Origin of the sequence: Actinomadura viridis (genome assembly GCF_015751755.1) — a bacterium.
In the GTDB taxonomy this organism is placed as follows: domain Bacteria; phylum Actinomycetota; class Actinomycetes; order Streptosporangiales; family Streptosporangiaceae; genus Spirillospora; species Spirillospora viridis.
Genome location: NZ_JADOUA010000001.1, coordinates 3405895 through 3423925 on the forward strand (window position 1 = coordinate 3405895; position 18031 = coordinate 3423925).

Sequence of the window (18031 nt, forward strand, 5' to 3'; positions counted from 1 at the left end):
GTTATCCACAGAACGCGATTCCACTGGTGAGCGCCCGTCCCGCCGCCGAGGCTGGTCACGTCCCTCCCCGACAGGCAAGGAGACCGATCATGAGCACGGACACCGATCGCCGTTCCGACCTCGGCTTCCGGGAGCTGGCCGCCATGCTCGGGCTGGCCTCCTGGCAGATGCGGCTGGCCCGGGAACACGGGCTGATCCCCGAGCCCGACGGTCACGGCCGTTGGTCGGCCGGGGCGGCCGGCCGGTGCCTCGAAGGCAGGCCCACGATCATCGAGCGCTTCGGCGAGGAACCGCCGGTCGGCGCCCGCAAGGCCGCCGAGCGGCTGGCGCTGCGGCTCGGCCTGGACGTCGAACGCGCCGACATCGAGGTCCTCGTGGCCCGCGGCGATCTCACCATGGTCGGCCGGTACCAGCGGCATCCGGTCTACCTGCTGCGCGATGTCGACGATCTCGACCCGCGGCGTGTCACCGAGGTCGTCCACGCGCGGAAGGGGCCGTTGACCGACACCGTCGATCCCGGCGGTGCCGCGCTCGCGCTGGGCTGGCCCAAGGAGGTCTTCACCCGGATCGCCGACGAACGGGCTCTGGCAGCCGACACGCTCGGGCGTTACGCCTTGGCGGACATCCGGGCCCTCGCCGCGGACGAGGCCCTCACCGCGCGCGTACGAATGGAGAAACGTCGCCGTGCCCTCACTCGGGCCCGCCGCAACGAGCAACGCCATGAGGGGGTCCTGCGCGGCTGGATCCTGCGCTGTACGGCCTACCTCGACGGCACCGCCGACGACCCGCCCGAGCCCCTGGCGGCGGCCCGGGCCCTCCGCGCCGTGATGGCGGCCAGATCCGCCGTGGCCCTCCACGCTACTTAGCCGGGGGTGTCCGTGACCGGGGCGAGCCGCCCGGCCGCGCGGGTCAGCGGCGCCTTTGACGAGATCCTCGGGGGAGTTTGGCGCGGGTGGGGCGATGGCGCTGGATGGCCGCGTACAGGCGGTCGCGGGCCTCGGTACGGGACATCGCGGGCAGCCGTTCGGGGAGGGCGCCGGCCAGGGCGGGCGGAGCCTCGACCAGGCCGTCGCCGTCGACGGTGATCCTGGCACCCGGCCAGTCGCCCAGCAGGATGGCGCCGAACTCGTCGGGATGGCGCTCGCAGAGTTCGTTGATCCGGTCGAGCTCCTTGGCGCAGTCCGCCACCAGCAGGAGGCGGCGCGTCTGCGGCCCGCCCGCGTTACGGCGGATGGCCAGCTCGGTCTCCATGGACGCCAGGGCCGCGTCGAGGTTGCCCGGGATGAACAGCCCGCCGCCGGTCTCGTCCAGCAGGTCGTCCTCCGCGAGGCCGAACAGGGCGGTCGCGTCCGGGCGGGGGATCACCACGATCGCGCTGTCACCGCAGTCCTCCAGCGCGATCAAGGTCATCACTCGCGCGGTGTCCGCGGCGCCGGCGCCGGCGAGGCCCAGCAGCGGAACGGCGAACGGGTCGATCGCCGGCCGGTAGGTGAACTCGGCCCTTTCCTGCGCCGTTGCCGGGGCGGGCGCGAGGAAGGAGGCGCACGCCATGGAGTAGATGCGATGGCGCATCGGGTAGCCGATCGCGGCCGCGGCCGGCAACAGCAGGCCCAGCAGGAGCAGCGGCGGCAGGGACCCGGCCTCCGTGGTCTCCTTGGCGAGATTCTGCGTGGGTGTCGGGGGAGGAGCGGGGGGAAGGGAGGACGTCGCCGGGGACGGCTTGCCCAGGCGCGGGGAGGGCCGGGACTGCCTCTTGCGGGGCTCCGGAGGTGGCTGCGGGGGCTTGCTGTCGGTGAGCTTGGCGCGGCGCTTACGCATCTGCCGTTCGAGGACGGCCCGCTGCCGTTCGTCGTGCATGGCCCGCCACGCCTCCCTGCACGAACGCCAGGCACGCCGATCGCCTGTCCGCAGTGCCAGGCGGCACTCCACGGGCAGAGCCCTCTGCGGCCCCGGCTCCGGGGCGGCCTCGGCCGGCAGGACCATGACGAACGAGGAGGCGCCCACCGCGGCGATGCACCCCAGCACCCCGCACGCGCAACGGACCACCCCACTGAACGAGCCGGTGAAACTGGGATCTGCCAACAAGCGCTTCATTTTCGCCCCGGGGGATCGCGGTAACTCAGCGTCAGGTAACCGATCATAGCCACTCCGGCTACGGAGCGTTGACATTTGGTCACAGTCACCCATCTTGCGCGACCCCATGCTCGAACCAAGGCGTACACCCACGAGGCCCCATGCACCGACCTGGAGCTCCGCCGCCCGGAGGGCCGGCTTGATCGGCGGTCCTGCTTGACCAGGGGGTCTGCGTAGAATACGGAGGACCGGTGCCTTTCACACTCAGCCACCCGGCCGCGGTGCTTCCCCTCGCCCGCGGCCGTCTCGTTCCCTCGGCGCTCGTGGCCGGATCGATGGCGCCGGACGTGCCCTACTTCTTCTCGATGGGCGACCTCCGTGCGGCCACACATGATCCGGTAGGGATCGTCACGGTCGATATCGTGCTCGGCCTCGCGCTGTTCGCCGCCTTCCACCTGGTGTGGAAGTGGCCGCTCGTCGCGCTGGCCCCCGGGTGGGCCCGGCGGCGGCTGGCCGGGCCCGCCGCGGGGTTCCGGTGGTCCCGGATCGGGTGGGTGCCGCCGTCAATCCTGGCCGGGGCGGTGACCCACGTGCTGTGGGACGCGTTCACGCACCGCTACCACGGGTTCGCCGACCTCCTGCCCTGGCTCGTCACCATCACGTTCGCGGGGCTCGAGCTCTTCCGGTGGCTGCAGTACGGAAGCGGCCTGCTCGGGATCGCGGTCATCGCGTGGTGGTCGTGGCGATGGGCCCGCCGTGCGCCCGCCCCGCCCGAGACCCGGCGGGCTCTGCCCGTCCGGGGTGCCGCCGCCGTGTGGGGCGTTCTGGTGGGGTGTGCGGTGACCGGCGGGCTCCTGGGCGCGGCCACCTTGATCAACCAGCCGGATCTGCCGCGCACGGTGCACATGACGCTGGCCAGCGGCGTCATCGGGGCGATCTGCGGTGGGGGCGGTGCGCTGACGGTGTTCGGGCTGGCGTTCGCCGCGTTCGGGGTCCGCGGTGGCGTGCCGGACGCGCCGGGAGCCGTCGACGAGGGCGGCCGGAGCCCTGCCCCCACGGCGGATGCCGACCGGCCGGCGAATGTGTAGGGCCTGCCTTCAGGGCGTGCCTGTTGTGGGAACCTCCATCGGCCCGGCCTCGTACGATTCACCAACGTTCAGGCGAGTATCCGGTGAGAACTGCCCACCGAAGCGGGATTGCGCTGGGTAAGTTTATGATCGCCCATAGTCGTCACCCGTGATCCTGGTTCGGCATGGGGTAGGAGCCATGGGGGAGTCCTAAAGGCATGTGCCGGTCCGTCCGGGCCGGTCGGCCGCGGATCGATCCCATCGCGAGGGGGGTGGCTGAAACTTTGCTGTGTGTTTCCCGGATCCGGACCTTGGGGTGTCGCGGCACTCGGCCGGGCCTCTCGGGGGCCGCGCCTCGCGGGGACGACGCCGCCACGGCGGCCGGCGGGACGGCCGATGGGACCGGTGGGACGGGCGGTGTTCTGGAGCGCGGCGAGGCGGTCTGCCTGGTAACGACACGCCGTTCGCCGTGGAAAAGTCCACCACTGGCCGGTCTTCTGTCGTTTCACGGGGCATTGCGGGTGGATTTCGGGGGATTGTGTAACTTGGGCAGATCAACAGTGCCGTGAGCTGCGGTGATGATCTCATCGCCCAGCTCACGCGTCGATCCAGGAGGTACTCGTGGCCCGCACTCTGGCGAGGGGCACCCGCGTGACCGGTGCCGAGCGCACCCGGCTGGCGGCGGAGCTCGCCCCTCGGTACGCATCGGGAGAAAGCATCCGCGACCTGGCGGCCGAGACCGGCCGCTCGTACGGGTTCATCTACAACGTTCTGAAGGAGGCGGGAGTGCCGTTGCGCGGCCGTGGTGGCAACACCCGCCGCAGGAAGAGCTGACGAGGCGTTCCCCCGGCTCCCAGGGGGACGCGTCCGGCGGTTCCGCCGCGTGACGGTCAGCGGCTGGAGACCTCTGGACGCGCGCTCAGGCTGGCCAGTTCGGCGGCCGCGCGTCCGGCGGCCCAGCCCTCGTGGTTGGAGACCGGGCGGGCGCGGCCCTTGATCAGGTGGGGGAACAGCGTCTCGACCACGTCGTCGACGGCCTGGCCGCGTGCGGCCAGGACGGGAAGGAGGTCCTGTCCGCCGGTCTCGGCGGTCACCCGCAGGGTCGTCTCGCGCAACCGCTCGCCTATGCGATGGGCGTAGGCGTTGAGGAACGCGTGGCGGAACGAGCGGGTGCGCGACCTGCCCGCAGCGTCGCGGTGCGGGCCCGCGTGCACCATGGCCGTCGTCGCCTGCACCAGCAGTGACGTGAACATCATCTCGACCGCCGCCAGGTCGGCGGGAAAGCCCAGCACCGTGGAGAAGCCCAGCTCGCGATGCCAGACGGCACGGCAGCGGTTCGCGTCGGCGACCACGGTGAGCAAGGCCGCCTTGGGGCCGTCGTAGGGGGTGTCGACGGCCAGGCGGCGGCCCGCGGGCTCGGTGCCCGTGCCCGACTCCGCGTCCAGGAGGGCGTGGTCGATGCTGTGCCGTGCCATGAGTTCCTGCGCCCGGGTGCTGAGCGCCTCGGCCTCTTCGGGGAACTCGGTGGACTCCGCCTTGGACAGCAGGGCCCGGACCTTGCCGAGCATCCGCTGATCCACGTCGTCGGCCCCCGGGGCGGGGGAACGCGCGCCGGTCGTGCCGGGACGCGGCCCGATCATCGCGAGGCGGGGCAGCGTCAGGAGCAGGTCGAGGATTTCGACGGCGCAGGCGGCGAGGACCTCGGGGGTGGCGTCCTCCGCTTCGCACCAGGCGCGGGTGTGGTCGCCGTCCCACCAGATCCGCGCCTCGATGGCGGCGAGCTGGTCACGCCACCGGGCGTCCACGCCGGCGGGGGCGTAGGAGCGCATCTCGGCGGCGATGACGTCGGCGGCCAGCCGCTCGTGCCGGGGACCGAGCCTGCGCGAGGTGAAACGGGCGAGGTCCACGGGCTGCCAGCCGCGCTCCCAGGCCGTCGTGACCGCGTTCCGGAGGCGGGTCATCAGAGCCCGCAGCGCGTGCGCGTCGGCCGCCAGTTCCGCGACGCGGTCCTCGAAGAGACCGGGCCTCGAACGCGCCCGCAGGGCCTCGGCCACAAGCTCTTCGGGGCTGTGCGGGGGAGCGGACGCGGGAGGATCCGGCCTCGTGCCGAAGCCGTTCCACCAACGGGACGTCCCCACGGCCCTCTCCTTTCACCCGGCCCCTTTCCCATGTCCTCGGCATCCTGCCACGCTCCGCGCACCCATGGTGACCAGGGCGTGTAAGAAATGAGAGCTTTTGGGTCGATGAGGCTAATGATGAAGAAAGGGTAGGAGATGCCGCTGGGCGCGTTGCGCCCCGTCCGGTCTCAGGCGGAGTCGCGGCCGTGCAGTTCCTCGACCACGACGCTCTGGTAGTCGCGGGAGGTGTCGGGGACGTAGGTCAGCCGGGCGAGCGCCCTGCCGTCATGGTCGCGGATCTCGAAGTGGTACCCCTCCTCGGCCGCGGCCTCGCCGATGTGGGCGAGGGCCTGGTCATGGCGCAGGCGGCACATCGTGTCGACCTTCTCGAGCGCGACCTTGAGGCTGCCGGCATCGCTGATGAGCCGGGCGGGCTCGCTCGTCTCCCAGATCTCGAACATGGTCGCGTCCCGTCGGCGATAGGGGGTGGTTCGCTGGTCTTTTCGAGTGTGAGGGATAGCTTGCGCTGATTTTGTGGATCTTTCAATCACCGAAGATATCGGATTGATCACCATTCGGAGCCGGACGCGCTCGCAGCGTGAGTGCTCTCGGCGCACTTCCGGGCGGCGGCGGTCGCCGTATAAGGTCACGTCCTGTAACCGAATCCCATTCGGAAAGGCGGGTTCCGATGGAATACCGCGTCGTGTCGATCGTCCGCGACCACGCCCGCGAGCGCGGCGGGGCGCCCGCCGTGTCCGGCGACGGCCGGACGGTCACCTACGCCGGGCTCCACGAGCGGTCCAGCCGGGCCGCGCGGGGGCTGCTGGCCGCCGGGCTCGGCCCCGGCTCCCGGGTCGGGTACGTGGGCAAGAACGCCCCGGAGTTCTTCGACCTGCTCTTCGGCGCCGCGAAGATCGGCGCGGTGGCCGCTCCGGTCAACTGGCGGCTGACCGCGGGGGAGATCGCCGCGATCGTGGCGGACTCGGGAGCCGCCGTGACCCTGCTGGACGCCGAGTTCGCCGGACTCGCCCCGGCCCTCCCCGGGCTGGTCCTGATCACGGGTGCGGCCTACGAGGAGTGGCTGGACCGCCATCCGGCCGACGACCCGGGCTTCGTCGGCGAGCCGGACGACGTCGTGGTGCAGCTCTACACCTCGGGAACGACCGGGGTGCCCAAGGGCGTCCAGCTCACCAACACCAACTTCGCCGTCGGGGAGCGGATGGCGCGGCGCTGGCGCCTGGACGCCTCGTCGGTGAGCCTGGTCCCGATGCCGCTCTTCCACATCGGCGGCACCGGCTGGGCGCTGGCGGGGCTGTACGCGGGCTGCCGCCAGGTGCTGGTCCGCGACATCGACCCGCCCGCGCTGGTGGAGACCTTCGAACGGGAACGGATCACCAACGCGTTCATCGTCCCCGCGGTGCTGCAGTTCATGTGCCAGGTGCCGGGCGCCGCCGAGCGAGACTACTCGGCCCTGCGCGCGATCACCTACGGCGCGTCCCCGATCACCTCCGAGGCGCTGCGCCGGGCGCTGGAGACGTTCCGCGCACCGCTCTTCCAGCTGTACGGGATGACCGAGACCACCGGCGCGATCGTCCAGCTGGAGCCGGAGGACCACGATCCGGAGGGGCCGCGGCGGCACCTGATGCGCTCGGCCGGCCGCCCCTACGACTGGGTCGAACTGAGGATCGTCGATCCCGTCACCGGTGCCGACCGCGCCCCCGGCGAGCCCGGTGAGCTGCTCGTCCGCTCCTCCCAGAACACCCCCGGCTACTGGAACCGGCCCGCGGAGACCGACGGGCTCTTCGCCGGCGGCGGCTGGCTGCGCACCGGCGACGCGGGCCATATCGACGCCGAGGGGTACCTCTTCCTGACCGACCGGATCAAGGACATGATCGTCACCGGCGGGGAGAACGTGTACCCGATCGAGGTCGAGGAGGTGCTCGCCGCGCATCCCGGCATCGCCGACGTCGCCGTCATCGGCGTGCCCGACGAGCGCTGGGGCGAGACCGTCAAGGCCGTCGTCGTCCCCCGTCCGGGCGCGTCCCCGGCCGAAGAGGAGATCCTCTCCTACGCCAGGGAACGGCTCGCCGGCTTCAAGCGCCCCCGTTCGGTCGACTTCGTCGAGGCCTTGCCCCGCAATCCGAGCGGGAAGATCCTGAAGAAGGACCTTCGCGCCCCCTACTGGGAGGGGCTGGGGCGTACCATCGCGTGATGCCGTCAAGGGGCCCCATGGAACCGACACCGCAGGAGCAGGATCCGGAGAGGCTTCGCCTTACCGGGCACGGGCTGGTCCTGCGCCCGTGGACGGGAACGGACCTGGCCGCCATGGTGGAGATCTTCGACGATCCGGATATCGCCTACCGCACGCCGTTCGCCTCTCCTTTCGACGTGGCCGCCGCGCGGACACATCTGCGCAACGCCCGGACCGGCCTCGCCGAGGGCCGGTCCCTGCGGCTGGCCATCACGGTCGACGGCGACCGGGCGCTCGGCGAGGTGCTCCTCAACGTCACCACCGCGACCATCGGCTACTGCGTCGGCGCCGCGTACCGCGGGCGGCGCCTGGCGGTGCGGGCGGTCGAGGTGATGACCGATCACGCGCACCGGGGGCTCGGCCTGCCACGCGTGCATCTGGAGATCGAGCCCGGCAACCGGCCCAGTGAGGGAGTGGCCCGCGCGGCGGGGTTCCGGCTCAGCGGCAAGGCCCCCGAGCGCGTCACCGACAAGGGACGCGAATTCACCGTGCTCACGTGGACGCACGATGCGCCTTCCCCTGTGAACGAGTGACGCGCGGGTGGCGGCGTTCCCGGGCGAGGTCGGCAGAGGCATGGAGGGACCGTCGCTCTGCGTGGTCGTGATCGGCTTCCGGCCGGCCGCGGCGCGGGCCCGATGCGGCCCGGCGCCGGGAGCGCGGCGGACCTGACCGGAACACCGGGTGACCCAAACTGGGGCAATCGATCAGACCGAAACCAGGGTCATGGCGCCTGCCCCGGTTCGCGGTCGGCTCACGCGCGGAGGCGTGGGCACGGCCCGAACGGCTTCGAGCGCCGCTCTCAAGCCGGCTCGGAGGTGACCTGGAAGCCGGTCGCGTCCGGCTCGGTGAAGGCGAGCAGGGCCTCGGCCTCGGCGGTCAGCTCCTCGACCACGCCGCGGGGGAGAGGGGCGAAGGGGCGCAGGCGCAGGCTCGCGGTCTTGCGCTTGCGCTCCGTCTCCCACGTGCCGGCGACGAAGCCGTCCACGAGGAAGGTCGCCCGCACGCGCAGGTTCTTGGTGGTGAGTCCGGGGCGGTGCTCGTCGGAGATCACCCTCCTGCGGTCTGAGTGGGCCAGCACGAGGTTGTCGAACTCGGGGAGGAACCGGACCGGGGCGGGGGCGTCCTCGGCGGGTCTGGGGGCGTCTGGGAGGTCGAACAGCTCCCGCCCCCGCTCGTCGGCGAACACCCGGAGCCGCGGCCGGAGGCGGTCCAGGACCTCGGCGAGCGAGCGAAGGCCGGACCAGGACTGCGCGTCGGCGGCGGACGCGGGCCCGAACGCCGCCAGGTAACGCACCGCGAGCCGTTCGAGGGCCGAGACCTCTGAGGGCGAGGCCCCCAGCCAGGTCTCCGCCAGGGTGAACGCCGCCGTGCGCGGAAAGCCCCAGCGGTCCTGAGTGGGGACCATCACCAGCGGCATGGACATGCGCACGGCGAAACCGAGCGCGCGCTCGTTCACATCCGGGAACTCCGCCTGGAGGAGGGAGCGCATCTCGTTGAACGTACGGGGCGACTCCTCCAGCAGGCCGCGCGCCACGGGAAGGACCTTCTCCCTGTCCAGGCCCGCGGCCCGAGGCCCCAGCATCTTCAGGCCCGCGTCCAGGACAGGCTGTATCGGCGTACGGAAGGCCAGGTAGTCGCCGGCCGTCATGAGGTGCAGGGTGCCCCGCATCATGGTGGCCCTGACGAGGACCCGCTCGTGAAGGGCCGTGTGCAGATCCTCCTGCCGGAAGCCCGCGATTCGCGTCCACAGCCCGAGGAACGGGGGTCTGGGCTCCTGGGCCTGTAGGCCGCACAGGCGTTCGACGGTCTCGGGCACGGAGGCGTCCGTGCGGGCGAGCAGCATCTGCCGGGCCAGGGTCGCCCGGTTGAGCGCCCGGAGCGTCAGGGTCTCCGTCATCGGTCGGTCACCTTTCCCCTGGACCGTCGCCGCGGCCACCCGTACGTCAAGTTTCGGCCTCGTGTTAATTGGACCACGGGGCGCGGGGCGGGCGACCGGCCGGTCACCGATCGTCGGCGGACCGGGGCTCCCCGTGATCGTGCTGGTGGCGGCACGTAGCCGCGCTTGCACGTTGCGTCGCGCGCGCCGGACCGGGCGCCGAGTTCCAGAAATTCTTTGGGGGGCTCAGCGGGTGGTGCCGATGGTTCCCCGGGGGCGGAAGCGGCGGGACGAGTCCTTGCCGGTCACGCCCGGATCACGGGTCCGGGGGCGGCTCGGGAGGGCGGCCCGGGGGCCGTCCCGGCGGCCCTTCCGCGGCCTCCGCACGGGCGATCTTTCCCTCTGTGCACGTGCATCGGCCCTTGCACATGCACGCCATTCCTAGCAGGATTGCCCCGGACCCCCGCACGTGAACTCCCCGGAGATCGCGATGACCGCACACTTGAGCGACAGCGACCGACAGGCGCTGCGGCTTGCCCACGACCTCCGCGAAGGCATGCGGCAGGCCCTGCCTCCGCAGGCCACCGCACCCTCGGTGTCTCCGTTCGTCGACCCCACGGGTCGGCCCAGCGTCCTGATGAGGATGGACGAGGACACCGCGCGCGCCATGATGGCGTTGCTCGCGGAGCGTCGGTTCGAGCAGGCCCAGCGGCACCCCGAGCCGAGGCGCGCCGACGGCTCCCATGTGCCACCGCCTCCCGAACCCGCCCTGGCGGCGGTACCGCCGCCCCTACCGGTGCCACCCCAGGCGGTGCCTCCGGTCACGGCGGCCGACTTCACGCCGGCGCCGGCGCATCACGGCGGGGCCTCCACGCTCCTGCCGACGGCCTTTCACACCCGCTGACGGCTCCCTGGGCCCCGGGTTCGGGGCCCAGAATCGGGCGCGGCACCGGCACGGGCATGGACCGGCGTGACCTCACCCCTCCCGGGTGGGGTCCTCGACGGTGATGCCCAGCGCCTCGGCCAGGAGCGGGGCGAGATCCAGCAACTGGTCCGGTGAGACGACGGCGCCACGCAGCGAGCCGGGTTCGATGACGATGCCCAGCCGGGCGCCGCGCAGGTCGGCCTCCTCCAGCCTCGCCCCCACCAGCCTGGTCCCGGTGAGCTGCGACCCCGGGAAGCTCGTGCGAGTGAGGGCGGCGCCGCCGAAGTCGACCTCGCGCAGCAGGCAGTCCTCGAAGGTCACGTCGGTGAGGGCGCCGTCCCGGAAGTTCACCCCGTCCAGCTTGCAGCCGCGGAAGACGACCCGGTCCAGCCGCGCGCCCGCCAGCGGCACCGCGGCGGCCACCGATCCCAGCAGCGCGCAGTCCTGCCACTCGGACCCGGTCAGGTCGGTGGCCACCAGGCGCGTCTCATGCGCCCAGGCGTTGATGAAACGCGCGTTCCGCAGCCCGCACCCCTCCAGTGTGGCGCCGGTGAACGCGCAATCCAGGAACCGCGAGCCGGGGACCTGGGCGTCCTGAACGCGGATGCCGTCGAAGAGCACGGTGTCGTGATCGCCGTCCGGCCGCCAGGCCCCGTCGTGCGGCGTCAGCCACTCCGCGAACGGCAGCTCGCCCAGCGCCGAGGGCACCCGGGGGACCGCCCGCCGGGACGGCCCCGCCCGCAGGGCCCCGGACCTCATGCGAGGCGGCCCGTTCACGCGCCCTCCCAGACCGCGGCGACCGCCTCGGCGACGGACGGGGACTGGGCCCGCCCCGCCCGGGCCGCCGGGGCGCGGCGCCCGGGGTCCAGGGAGTTGCCGCCGAACGCCTCCCGGGCCCGCCGGTCGGGAGAGATCACCGCCACCCGGCCGCCCGCGCGGCGCAGGGCCGCCACCTGGCGCCCCACACCGGCGATGGGCCCGAAACCTCCCGTACTGGGGGCCAGGACGACCACGCCGCCGTACCCGGCCGCCAGGTCCACGTTCGCGGGCGAGCGTACGCCGCCGTCGATGTAGCGCCGGCCGTCGATGGTCACCGGCGGCCAGACGCACGGGACCGCGCAGCTGGCGCCGACCGCGTCCACCAGGCTCACCCCGGTGGCCCGGTCGAAGACGGTGAACGCGCCGGTGACCGCGTCCACCGCGGTGATCTTCAGCGGCCGGTCCGGCCAGTGCCGGACCGGCAGCCGGGACTCGATCACCGCCCGCCGCTCGGCCTCCGGCGCCGTGCGCGCGGCCAGTGCCAGCCGGCCGATGCGGGCTCCGGCCTGCGCCGGGGTACGGGAGCGCAGCGCGGCCCAGGCCCAGCGCGCCATGACGGCCCGGCTCACGCGCGCCGGGATCTCGCCGCCGGCTCCGGCCAGCTGCACCTGGTAGCGCGTCTCGGCGTCGACGCCGGAGGCGACCTGCGCCCCGACGAGCGAGCCGGCCGAGGTGCCGATGACCAGGTCGGCGCCGTACAGGTCGATCCCGGCCTCCGCCAGCCCGGACAGGATGCCCCACTCCCAGGCGATCCCGGTGATCCCGCCGCCGCCCAGCACCAGGGCCCTGCCGCCGTCCGCCATCAGGTCCTCATCCGTAGGGGGTCTGCCGGGGTTCCTCGGCCCCCGGTCCGGTCGGCCGAGCGGGCCCGCGCGCCGGCGGGCGGGGTCGGCCCGCCCGGAGTCCGGTGCCGTCCCGGGGTGTCCGGGGGTCATCGTCCCACGCCTGGATCGCCTTGCCACAAGGCGTTCGGAGGCTCTTCGGGCGGCCTTCCGGAGAAAAAGATCTACCTAGCAAAAGGTAAAGAAAAGTGTGATTTGGTCTATAGGTGGTAATGGTGCATATACTCGACGCCAGGTCGAGGTCAAAGAACCGTTGACCCGACCTCCTCACAGAGGCGTCGCATCCCGCCCGCCAGGCGGGGTCTTCTTTTGCCGGGACACGGCCAACCATGCTACGGCCGTCACGGACGGGCCACTGAGCCTTCGCCCGGCGATCCTTCCGCTGATGCAGCGCGCGTTCCGCGCGTGACCAAAGACGGTCACGTGCCGCTGGACGCGGGTGCGGTCCGCCATGCGCGGACACTGCCAGGCGGACCCCTTAATGCGGCGACCTCCCTTCCCGAGCTCGACTCTCGGGGCCGTTTCCCCTGCCCTACGGGACCTCCCCTGCCCGGCGTGAAACGGCTGCCCTGTTCGCCGAACAAAGGACTCTCATGCAGAAGCGCGCGACCAATCTCGTTCTGACGGGCGTCACCGGTACCTTCATGGCAGGCATGCTGGTGGCCGGTGTGGCCGCCGCCAGTGGCGACGACTCCGCCCGGCAGCAACTGGCTCCGTCGCAGCAGGCGATGGCCGCCGCACGGCCGGACATCGCCAACCAGTCCAACTCCAAGCAGCTCACCTCCGCGAAGAAGGCCCCCGCGAAGAAGGCCCCCGCGAAGAAGGCCCTGCTCACCGGCACGACCACCGCGTCCTACTTCTGGGACGACGGGTCGGGCATCAACGGTGACACCGGCGCCCCCGCCGGTGGCAAGCCGATGCAGAAGGGGCTGTTCGCCAGCCCGAGCTGGCCTTTGCACACCAAGGTCCGTGTCACCTACGACGGCCGCAGCAAGGTCGGTTTCATCGGTGACCGCGGTCCCGGGAAGCCCTCCCACAATGGTGTGATGCTCGACCTCGACACCTACACCTTCCGGTACCTGCTCGACGGCAAGAAGCCCGCGAGCAAGTACAACGCCGGGACCGGTGAGGGTCACCTGAAGGGCCTCAAGTACGAGGTCCTGGAGTGGGGCAGCGGCCCCGGCAAGAAGGGCAAGCCGCAGCCGTTCGGCCGCTGATCCGGCCGCCGTGACGTGACCCACGTCTTCCCTCCGAAGGGAAGAGAGAACGCCCCGATGACCATTTCGATCATCGGGGCGTTCTCCCTTTCCCTGTACCGGTGCCCCGGACGTGGCCGGGGTGGCCCGTGGGGACGGGTGGACGGCGCGGTACCTGGGCTCGTTCTCCCAGGGAAGGGCGTTACCCTCTGCCCGGTCCCCACGGCATGATTCCATCCTGACACGCGATCGCGGGCTTGGAACCCCCTGGCGTGGCCGAGGTCGGCAAGTAACGCTTTCCCGGACCCTGTCGCTCTTAACTTAGGGGTGTAAGGACGGGTGACGGGGAGGGTGGACGATGGCCGGGGAGCCGATCGACCTGAGGACTCACGTGCCGCATTCGGCGCGAATCTACGACTATCTGCTGGGGGGCAAGGACAATTACCCGGCCGACCGCTCGGCCGCCCACGAGATCATCAAGGACTGGGTGAACCTGCCGCGCTCCATGCGGGCCAACCGCGACTTCATGCGGCGGGTGACGCGCCACCTGGCGGAGCAGGAGGGCCTGAGGCAGTTCCTGGACATCGGCACCGGGCTGCCGACCGCGCCCAACCTGCACGAGGTGGCGCAGGAGGTCGCGCCCGAGTCGCGGGTCGTGTACGTGGACAACGACCCGGTCGTCCTGGTGCACGCCCGCGCCCTGCTCGTCGGCAGCCCGGAGGGCCGGACCACCTACCTTGAGGCCGACTTCCACGAGCCGGAGGCGATCCTGGCCTCGGGGGAACTGCGTGAGACGCTCGACCTGGATCGCCCGGTGGCACTGAGCCTGATCGCGATCCTGCAGTTCGTCGTGGACGACCGGGTGGCCGCGGACGTGATCGGCCGGCTGATGGAGCCGCTGGCGCCCGGCAGCGTCCTGGCGCTGTCGACGGTGACCGCCGACAGCGCCCCGGAGGAGGTCGCCGGGGGAGTGGCCGCCTACAACGCCCGCGGCATCCCGACGAAGGCGCGGGGCAGGGCGGAGGTCGAACGCTTCTTCGCCGGGCTGGACCTGCTGCCGCCCGGCGTGGTGCTGGTCAACCACTGGAGGCCGGACGGCCTGGCGGCCTCCGTCCCCGACGCGCACGTCCACATGTACGGCGGCGCCGCCCGGAAGACATAACCCTCCGGCCGGTGATTCCACCACGCGACCGATAAAGGCACGGGAAAAGGGCATGCCGCGAGTCCTATAACCGGCGGTAATACCTGAAGATCTTGGACTTCGCGCTGGGCCGCGTGCCAGCGTTCCGGTCACATCCTTCATTTCTCCGAGGAGGCATCGTGTCCGGGACCTCCCCCGTGAACGAGCGGATTCCCCCGTCGCGCAGGCGGCTTCTCGCGGCCGGCGCCGCCGGGCTCGCGGCCGTTCCGCTGGCCGCCACGGCCGCCGCCGCGAACCCCCAGGCGCCCCCGGCCCCGGCCCCGTCCGGCGGCCGCGCCGATCCGGACGGCCGCTTCGCCGGGAAGGTGGTCCTGATCACCGGGGCGACCTCCGGGATCGGGCAGGCGACGGCGTACGAGATGGCCCGCGAGGGCGCCCGGGTGTTCTTCTGCGGCCGGCGGGCCGAACTGGGCCGCCGGCACGAGCGGGCGATCCGCGGTTTCGGCGGCGATGCCACCTACGTGCGCGCGGACGTCACCAGGGAGGCCGACGTCCAGGACTTCGTCGCGGCCTGCGTCCGGCGCCACGGCCGGATCGACATCGCGTTCAACAACGCCGGGATCGAGAGCCCGAAGGCGGTGCCGCTGCACGAGCAGAGCCTGCGCGACCTGGAGCTCGTCTGGCGCACCAACACCGCCGGGACGTTCCTGGCGATGAAGCACGAGATCCCGCACATGCTCCGGGCGGGACGCGGCGTCGTCGTCAACACCGCGTCGATCTCCGCGGAGGTGGGCTTCGCGACGATCGCCCCGTACAACTCCAGCAAGCACGGCGTCGCCTCGCTCACCAAGGTCGCGGCGCTGGAGTACGCCGCGCGCGGAGTCCGGGTCAACGCGCTGGCGCCGGGCGCCGTGGACACGCCGATGCTGCGGCGGGCCGCCGAGGCGTTCGACATGACCTACGAGCAGATCGCCCAGGACTACCCGATCAAGCGGATCGTGACGCCGCTGGAGATCGCCCGGGTGGTGATGTGGCTGGCCTCCGACGACGCCGGCCCGGTCATCGGGACCGACGTCGACGCCTCCGGCGGCTATCTCACGGGCTGAGCCGGACGGCCGCTAGGCCAGCAGGCCGATGACCGGGGCGAACCGCTCCATGTCCCGGTCCGGCACCAGGAGGTAGGTGAAGCCGTACCGCTCGCGGCGCGCGGCCATCTGCTCGGCGATGTGCTCGGGCGGGCCGATGAACTGCGACGGCATGTCCATCACCAGATCGGTGGACGAGGCGCCCCAGCCGCGCAGCACCGCGACCCGCGCGGCGCACCCGCGGGGGTCCGGGCCGAACGTCGGCGACACGAGCATGCTCAGCTCGATGTCGCGCCCGGACTCCCGCACCAGGGCGACCTTGCGGGCGATCGTCTCCGGCGTCCGCTCGGACATCTCGCCGGAGATCGTGCCGCCGGGCAGCGCGCGCGGCAGGATCCCCGCGATGTCGGCGTGCCGCCCGGCGATGCGGAGCATCCGGGGGCTTCCCGCGCCGACCAGCAGCGGCGGCGGCGTCTGGACGGGGGAGGGGAAGACCGTCAGGTCGCGGACCCGGTAGTGATCACCGGCGAGGGTGGTCTTCTCCCCCGCGAGCAGGCTCCTCAGGATCCGCAGGGACTCCTCCAGCCGGTCCACCCGGGTTCCGGCGGCCTCGAACGGGATCCCCGCCCGCTCGTACTCCTCGCGCAGCCAGCCCGCCCCCACGCCGAGCTCGAACCTGCCGCCCGACAGGTGGTCGAGGGTGGCGGCCTCCTTGGCGAGGAGCACCGGGTGGCGGTGGTCGTTGGCCAGGACCAGCGTGCCGAGGCGCAGCGTACGGGTCGCGCACGCGGCGGCGGTGAGGGCGACCATCGGGGCGAGCTGGTCACCGAACGGCTCGGCCACGAAATGGTCCCGCAGCGTCAGCGTCGAATACCCGAGTTCCTCGGCGCGCGTCGCCACGGCGGTCAGTTCCTCCGCCGTACGGACCGACTCGGCGACGACGCCGAAACGGAACGGTCTCTGATCGCTCATGCGCCCAGCCTGGCCCGAGGCCGTTGGGGGCGCTGGCGGGAATCCGACATCAGGCCGTGGCCGGGCCTTATCGTCAGATCAACTTGACGTCAGGTTTGCCTGACGCGATGATGGCCGAATGTCACCTGATGAGCTGGACACCGCGCTGACGCTGCGGTCCGCGGTCGCCAGGTACGAGGAACTGCGCGCCCGTGACGTGTTCGACGACGAGCAGGAGCCGCTGAGCCGGGCCGAGGCCCTGGAAGTGATCGCGCTGGGCGAGGTCATCGCCCGGAAGGCCCGCTACGGCCGCCAGCTCTCGGTCCGCACCGCGCGTGCCGCCGGCGCCTCCTGGTCGCAGATCGGCCAGGCCATGGGCACCAGCAAGCAGACCGCGTGGGAGACCCACCACCGCTGGATCGACCAGCAGGCCGAGCAGCGGCGCGACCGCGGGCACTGGGGTCTGGAGGAGGACGAGGTCGCCCGGGAGCGCGGGCTGGCCGGTCCCGTGGACCCCGAGGACGCGTCGTGAGCGCGCCCGGCGTCCCCGGTGTCCGCCCGTTCCGCCTGGAGGTCCCCGACTCCGCGCTCGACGACCTGCGCGACCGGCTCGGCCGCACCCGCTGGCCCGCGGACTTCGAGGGATCGGGCTGGGCGTACGGCGTCCCGCTCGCCCACCTCCGGGACCTGGCCGAGTACTGGCGCACGGGCTACGACTGGCGCGCGTGCGAGGCCGAGCTGAACCTCCACCCGCAGTTCACCACGACGATCGACGGCGCCGGCGTGCACTTCCTGCACGTCCGTTCACCCGAGCCCGACGCGATGCCGCTGGTGATGACGCACGGCTGGCCCGGCTCGGTGGTGGAGTTCCTGGACGTGATCGGCCCCCTCGCCGATCCGCGCGCGCACGGCGCCGACCCCGCCGGGGCGTTCCATCTCGTCCTGCCGCACATCCCCGGGTTCGCGCTCTCGGGGCCGCTTCCCGAGGCCGGGTGGGACGTCGACCGCATCGCCCGGGCCTGGGCGGAGCTGATGCGGCGCCTGGGGTACCGCCGGTACGGCGCGCAGGGCGGCGACTGGGGGCACGCGATCACGCGCAGGCTCGCCGCCCTGGACGGCGACCACGTGATCGCCGTCCACCTCAACACCCTCTTCACGCCGCCGCCCGCCGATCCCGGCGAACTGGCGGCGCTGTCCGAGGACGACCGGGCGCGGCTGCGGCTGATGACCGAGTCGTACGCCGAGATGGCGGGGTACGCGCAGATCCAGGGGACCCGCCCGCAGACCCTCGCCTACGGCCTGACCGACTCCCCGGTGGGACAGCTGGCGTGGATCGCCGAGAAGTGGCACGAATGGGCCGATCCCGGCAGTGTCGTCACCCGAGACCGGCTGCTGACGAACGTGATGCTCTACTGGCTGACCGCGACCGCGGGTTCCTCGGCGCGCCTCTACTACGAGGACTTCCACCCGTCGGCGCCCCCGAGCGCCGAGCCGTGCACGACGCCGGTCGGGGTGGCGGTGTTCGCCGGTGACCTCGCGCGCCCCGTCCGCAGCCTGGCCGAACGGGAGAACTCCATCGCGTACTGGAGCGAGCTTCCCCGCGGGGGGCACTTCGCGGCACTGGAGTGCCCCGGCCTCTTCGCGGAGGACGTCCGGACGTTCTTCGGCCTCTTCCGGTGACCGGGGTC

General features: G+C 72.3%; 18 protein-coding genes. 11 read left to right on the top strand and 7 right to left on the bottom strand.

Translation table 11 applies throughout. From position 1 onward, the window contains the following. Positions 1 to 89: 89 nt before the first annotated feature. Positions 90 to 866: a hypothetical protein gene (locus IW256_RS15365; protein WP_197011628.1), complete on the top strand. Its 777-nt coding sequence runs from the start codon at positions 90 to 92 to the stop codon at positions 864 to 866. 43 nt (positions 867 to 909) lie between these two features. Here the strand turns inward: IW256_RS15365 and IW256_RS15370 are convergent, their stop codons facing one another. After that, on the bottom strand, positions 910 to 2082 hold the full coding sequence (locus IW256_RS15370; protein ID WP_197011629.1) for a hypothetical protein: 1173 nt from the start codon (positions 2080 to 2082) through the stop codon (positions 910 to 912). Positions 2083 to 2324: 242 nt separating this feature from the next. Here IW256_RS15370 and IW256_RS15375 point away from each other — a divergent pair, with 242 nt between their 5' ends. Both IW256_RS15375 and IW256_RS15380 read left to right on the top strand, forming a co-directional pair. Then, positions 2325 to 3161, top strand: coding sequence for a DUF4184 family protein (locus IW256_RS15375; RefSeq protein ID WP_197011630.1), 837 nt, complete (start codon positions 2325 to 2327; stop codon positions 3159 to 3161). Positions 3162 to 3761: 600 nt separating this feature from the next. Next, on the top strand, positions 3762 to 3974 hold the full coding sequence (locus tag IW256_RS15380; protein ID WP_197011631.1) for a helix-turn-helix domain-containing protein: 213 nt from the start codon (positions 3762 to 3764) through the stop codon (positions 3972 to 3974). Between the two features lie 56 nt (positions 3975 to 4030). On the opposite strand, the gene IW256_RS42720 is transcribed toward IW256_RS15380, so the two are convergent. Together IW256_RS42720 and IW256_RS15390 are read right to left on the bottom strand one after the other, a co-directional pair. Then, complete coding sequence (locus IW256_RS42720; RefSeq protein WP_197011632.1) at positions 4031 to 5278, bottom strand: DUF2786 domain-containing protein; 1248 nt, start codon at positions 5276 to 5278, stop codon at positions 4031 to 4033. A gap of 167 nt (positions 5279 to 5445) precedes the next feature. Continuing rightward, complete coding sequence (locus IW256_RS15390) at positions 5446 to 5718, bottom strand: hypothetical protein (protein WP_197011633.1); 273 nt, start codon at positions 5716 to 5718, stop codon at positions 5446 to 5448. Positions 5719 to 5945: 227 nt separating this feature from the next. On the opposite strand from IW256_RS15390, the gene IW256_RS15395 reads away from it, so the two are divergent. Then, positions 5946 to 7469 carry a long-chain-fatty-acid--CoA ligase gene (locus IW256_RS15395; RefSeq protein WP_197011634.1) on the top strand — a complete coding sequence of 508 codons (1524 nt, stop codon included), beginning with the start codon at positions 5946 to 5948 and terminating at the stop codon, positions 7467 to 7469. Between the two features lie 17 nt (positions 7470 to 7486). Next, positions 7487 to 8041 carry a GNAT family N-acetyltransferase gene (locus tag IW256_RS15400; RefSeq protein WP_197011635.1) on the top strand — a complete coding sequence of 185 codons (555 nt, stop codon included), beginning with the start codon at positions 7487 to 7489 and terminating at the stop codon, positions 8039 to 8041. A 266-nt stretch (positions 8042 to 8307) separates the two neighbouring features. Here the strand turns inward: IW256_RS15400 and IW256_RS15405 are convergent, their stop codons facing one another. Continuing rightward, positions 8308 to 9405, bottom strand: coding sequence for a winged helix DNA-binding domain-containing protein (locus IW256_RS15405; RefSeq protein ID WP_197011636.1), 1098 nt, complete (start codon positions 9403 to 9405; stop codon positions 8308 to 8310). A 469-nt stretch (positions 9406 to 9874) separates the two neighbouring features. Between IW256_RS15405 and IW256_RS15410 the strand changes: the two genes are divergently transcribed. Continuing rightward, positions 9875 to 10288: a hypothetical protein gene (locus tag IW256_RS15410; RefSeq protein WP_197011637.1), complete on the top strand. Its 414-nt coding sequence runs from the start codon at positions 9875 to 9877 to the stop codon at positions 10286 to 10288. A 72-nt stretch (positions 10289 to 10360) separates the two neighbouring features. Here IW256_RS15410 and IW256_RS15415 read toward each other — a convergent pair whose 3' ends face one another. After that, complete coding sequence (locus IW256_RS15415; protein WP_197011638.1) at positions 10361 to 11086, bottom strand: pentapeptide repeat-containing protein; 726 nt, start codon at positions 11084 to 11086, stop codon at positions 10361 to 10363. Beyond that, on the bottom strand, positions 11083 to 11931 hold the full coding sequence (locus tag IW256_RS15420; protein WP_197011639.1) for a patatin-like phospholipase family protein: 849 nt from the start codon (positions 11929 to 11931) through the stop codon (positions 11083 to 11085). The genes IW256_RS15415 and IW256_RS15420 overlap by 4 nt, the downstream gene beginning before the upstream one ends. Positions 11932 to 12563: 632 nt before the next feature. Here IW256_RS15420 and IW256_RS15425 point away from each other — a divergent pair. The 3 genes from IW256_RS15425 (at position 12564) to IW256_RS15435 (ending at position 15413) form a co-directional block, all read left to right on the top strand. Further along, positions 12564 to 13187 (top strand): hypothetical protein, encoded by a 624-nt coding sequence (locus IW256_RS15425; protein ID WP_197011640.1) that lies wholly within the window; start codon positions 12564 to 12566, stop codon positions 13185 to 13187. Positions 13188 to 13524: 337 nt separating this feature from the next. Beyond that, positions 13525 to 14328 carry an SAM-dependent methyltransferase gene (locus IW256_RS15430; RefSeq protein ID WP_197011641.1) on the top strand — a complete coding sequence of 268 codons (804 nt, stop codon included), beginning with the start codon at positions 13525 to 13527 and terminating at the stop codon, positions 14326 to 14328. 158 nt (positions 14329 to 14486) lie between these two features. Continuing rightward, positions 14487 to 15413: an SDR family NAD(P)-dependent oxidoreductase gene (locus IW256_RS15435; RefSeq protein WP_197011642.1), complete on the top strand. Its 927-nt coding sequence runs from the start codon at positions 14487 to 14489 to the stop codon at positions 15411 to 15413. 12 nt (positions 15414 to 15425) lie between these two features. Here IW256_RS15435 and IW256_RS15440 read toward each other — a convergent pair whose 3' ends face one another. Continuing rightward, the gene (locus IW256_RS15440; protein WP_197011643.1) at positions 15426 to 16364 is read right to left on the bottom strand and encodes a TIGR03621 family F420-dependent LLM class oxidoreductase; all 939 of its coding nucleotides are present in this window, start codon (positions 16362 to 16364) and stop codon (positions 15426 to 15428) included. Between the two features lie 118 nt (positions 16365 to 16482). Here IW256_RS15440 and IW256_RS15445 point away from each other — a divergent pair, with 118 nt between their 5' ends. Together IW256_RS15445 and IW256_RS15450 are read left to right on the top strand one after the other, a co-directional pair. Beyond that, complete coding sequence (locus IW256_RS15445) at positions 16483 to 16875, top strand: hypothetical protein (protein WP_197011644.1); 393 nt, start codon at positions 16483 to 16485, stop codon at positions 16873 to 16875. Beyond that, the gene (locus IW256_RS15450; protein WP_197011645.1) at positions 16872 to 18023 is read left to right on the top strand and encodes an epoxide hydrolase family protein; all 1152 of its coding nucleotides are present in this window, start codon (positions 16872 to 16874) and stop codon (positions 18021 to 18023) included. The genes IW256_RS15445 and IW256_RS15450 overlap by 4 nt, the downstream gene beginning before the upstream one ends. The last annotated feature ends 8 nt before the right edge of the window (positions 18024 to 18031 follow it).

Coding starts and splice junctions, on each gene's coding strand:
- IW256_RS15365 (WP_197011628.1), top strand. CDS start 90: ATGAGCACGGACACCGATCGCCGTTCCGACCTCGGCTTCCGGGAGCTG.
- IW256_RS15390 (WP_197011633.1), bottom strand. CDS start 5,718: ATGTTCGAGATCTGGGAGACGAGCGAGCCCGCCCGGCTCATCAGCGAT.
- IW256_RS15395 (WP_197011634.1), top strand. CDS start 5,946: ATGGAATACCGCGTCGTGTCGATCGTCCGCGACCACGCCCGCGAGCGC.
- IW256_RS15400 (WP_197011635.1), top strand. CDS start 7,487: ATGGAACCGACACCGCAGGAGCAGGATCCGGAGAGGCTTCGCCTTACC.
- IW256_RS15405 (WP_197011636.1), bottom strand. CDS start 9,405: ATGACGGAGACCCTGACGCTCCGGGCGCTCAACCGGGCGACCCTGGCC.
- IW256_RS15410 (WP_197011637.1), top strand. CDS start 9,875: ATGACCGCACACTTGAGCGACAGCGACCGACAGGCGCTGCGGCTTGCC.
- IW256_RS15420 (WP_197011639.1), bottom strand. CDS start 11,931: ATGGCGGACGGCGGCAGGGCCCTGGTGCTGGGCGGCGGCGGGATCACC.
- IW256_RS15425 (WP_197011640.1), top strand. CDS start 12,564: ATGCAGAAGCGCGCGACCAATCTCGTTCTGACGGGCGTCACCGGTACC.
- IW256_RS15430 (WP_197011641.1), top strand. CDS start 13,525: ATGGCCGGGGAGCCGATCGACCTGAGGACTCACGTGCCGCATTCGGCG.
- IW256_RS15440 (WP_197011643.1), bottom strand. CDS start 16,364: ATGAGCGATCAGAGACCGTTCCGTTTCGGCGTCGTCGCCGAGTCGGTC.
- IW256_RS15445 (WP_197011644.1), top strand. CDS start 16,483: ATGTCACCTGATGAGCTGGACACCGCGCTGACGCTGCGGTCCGCGGTC.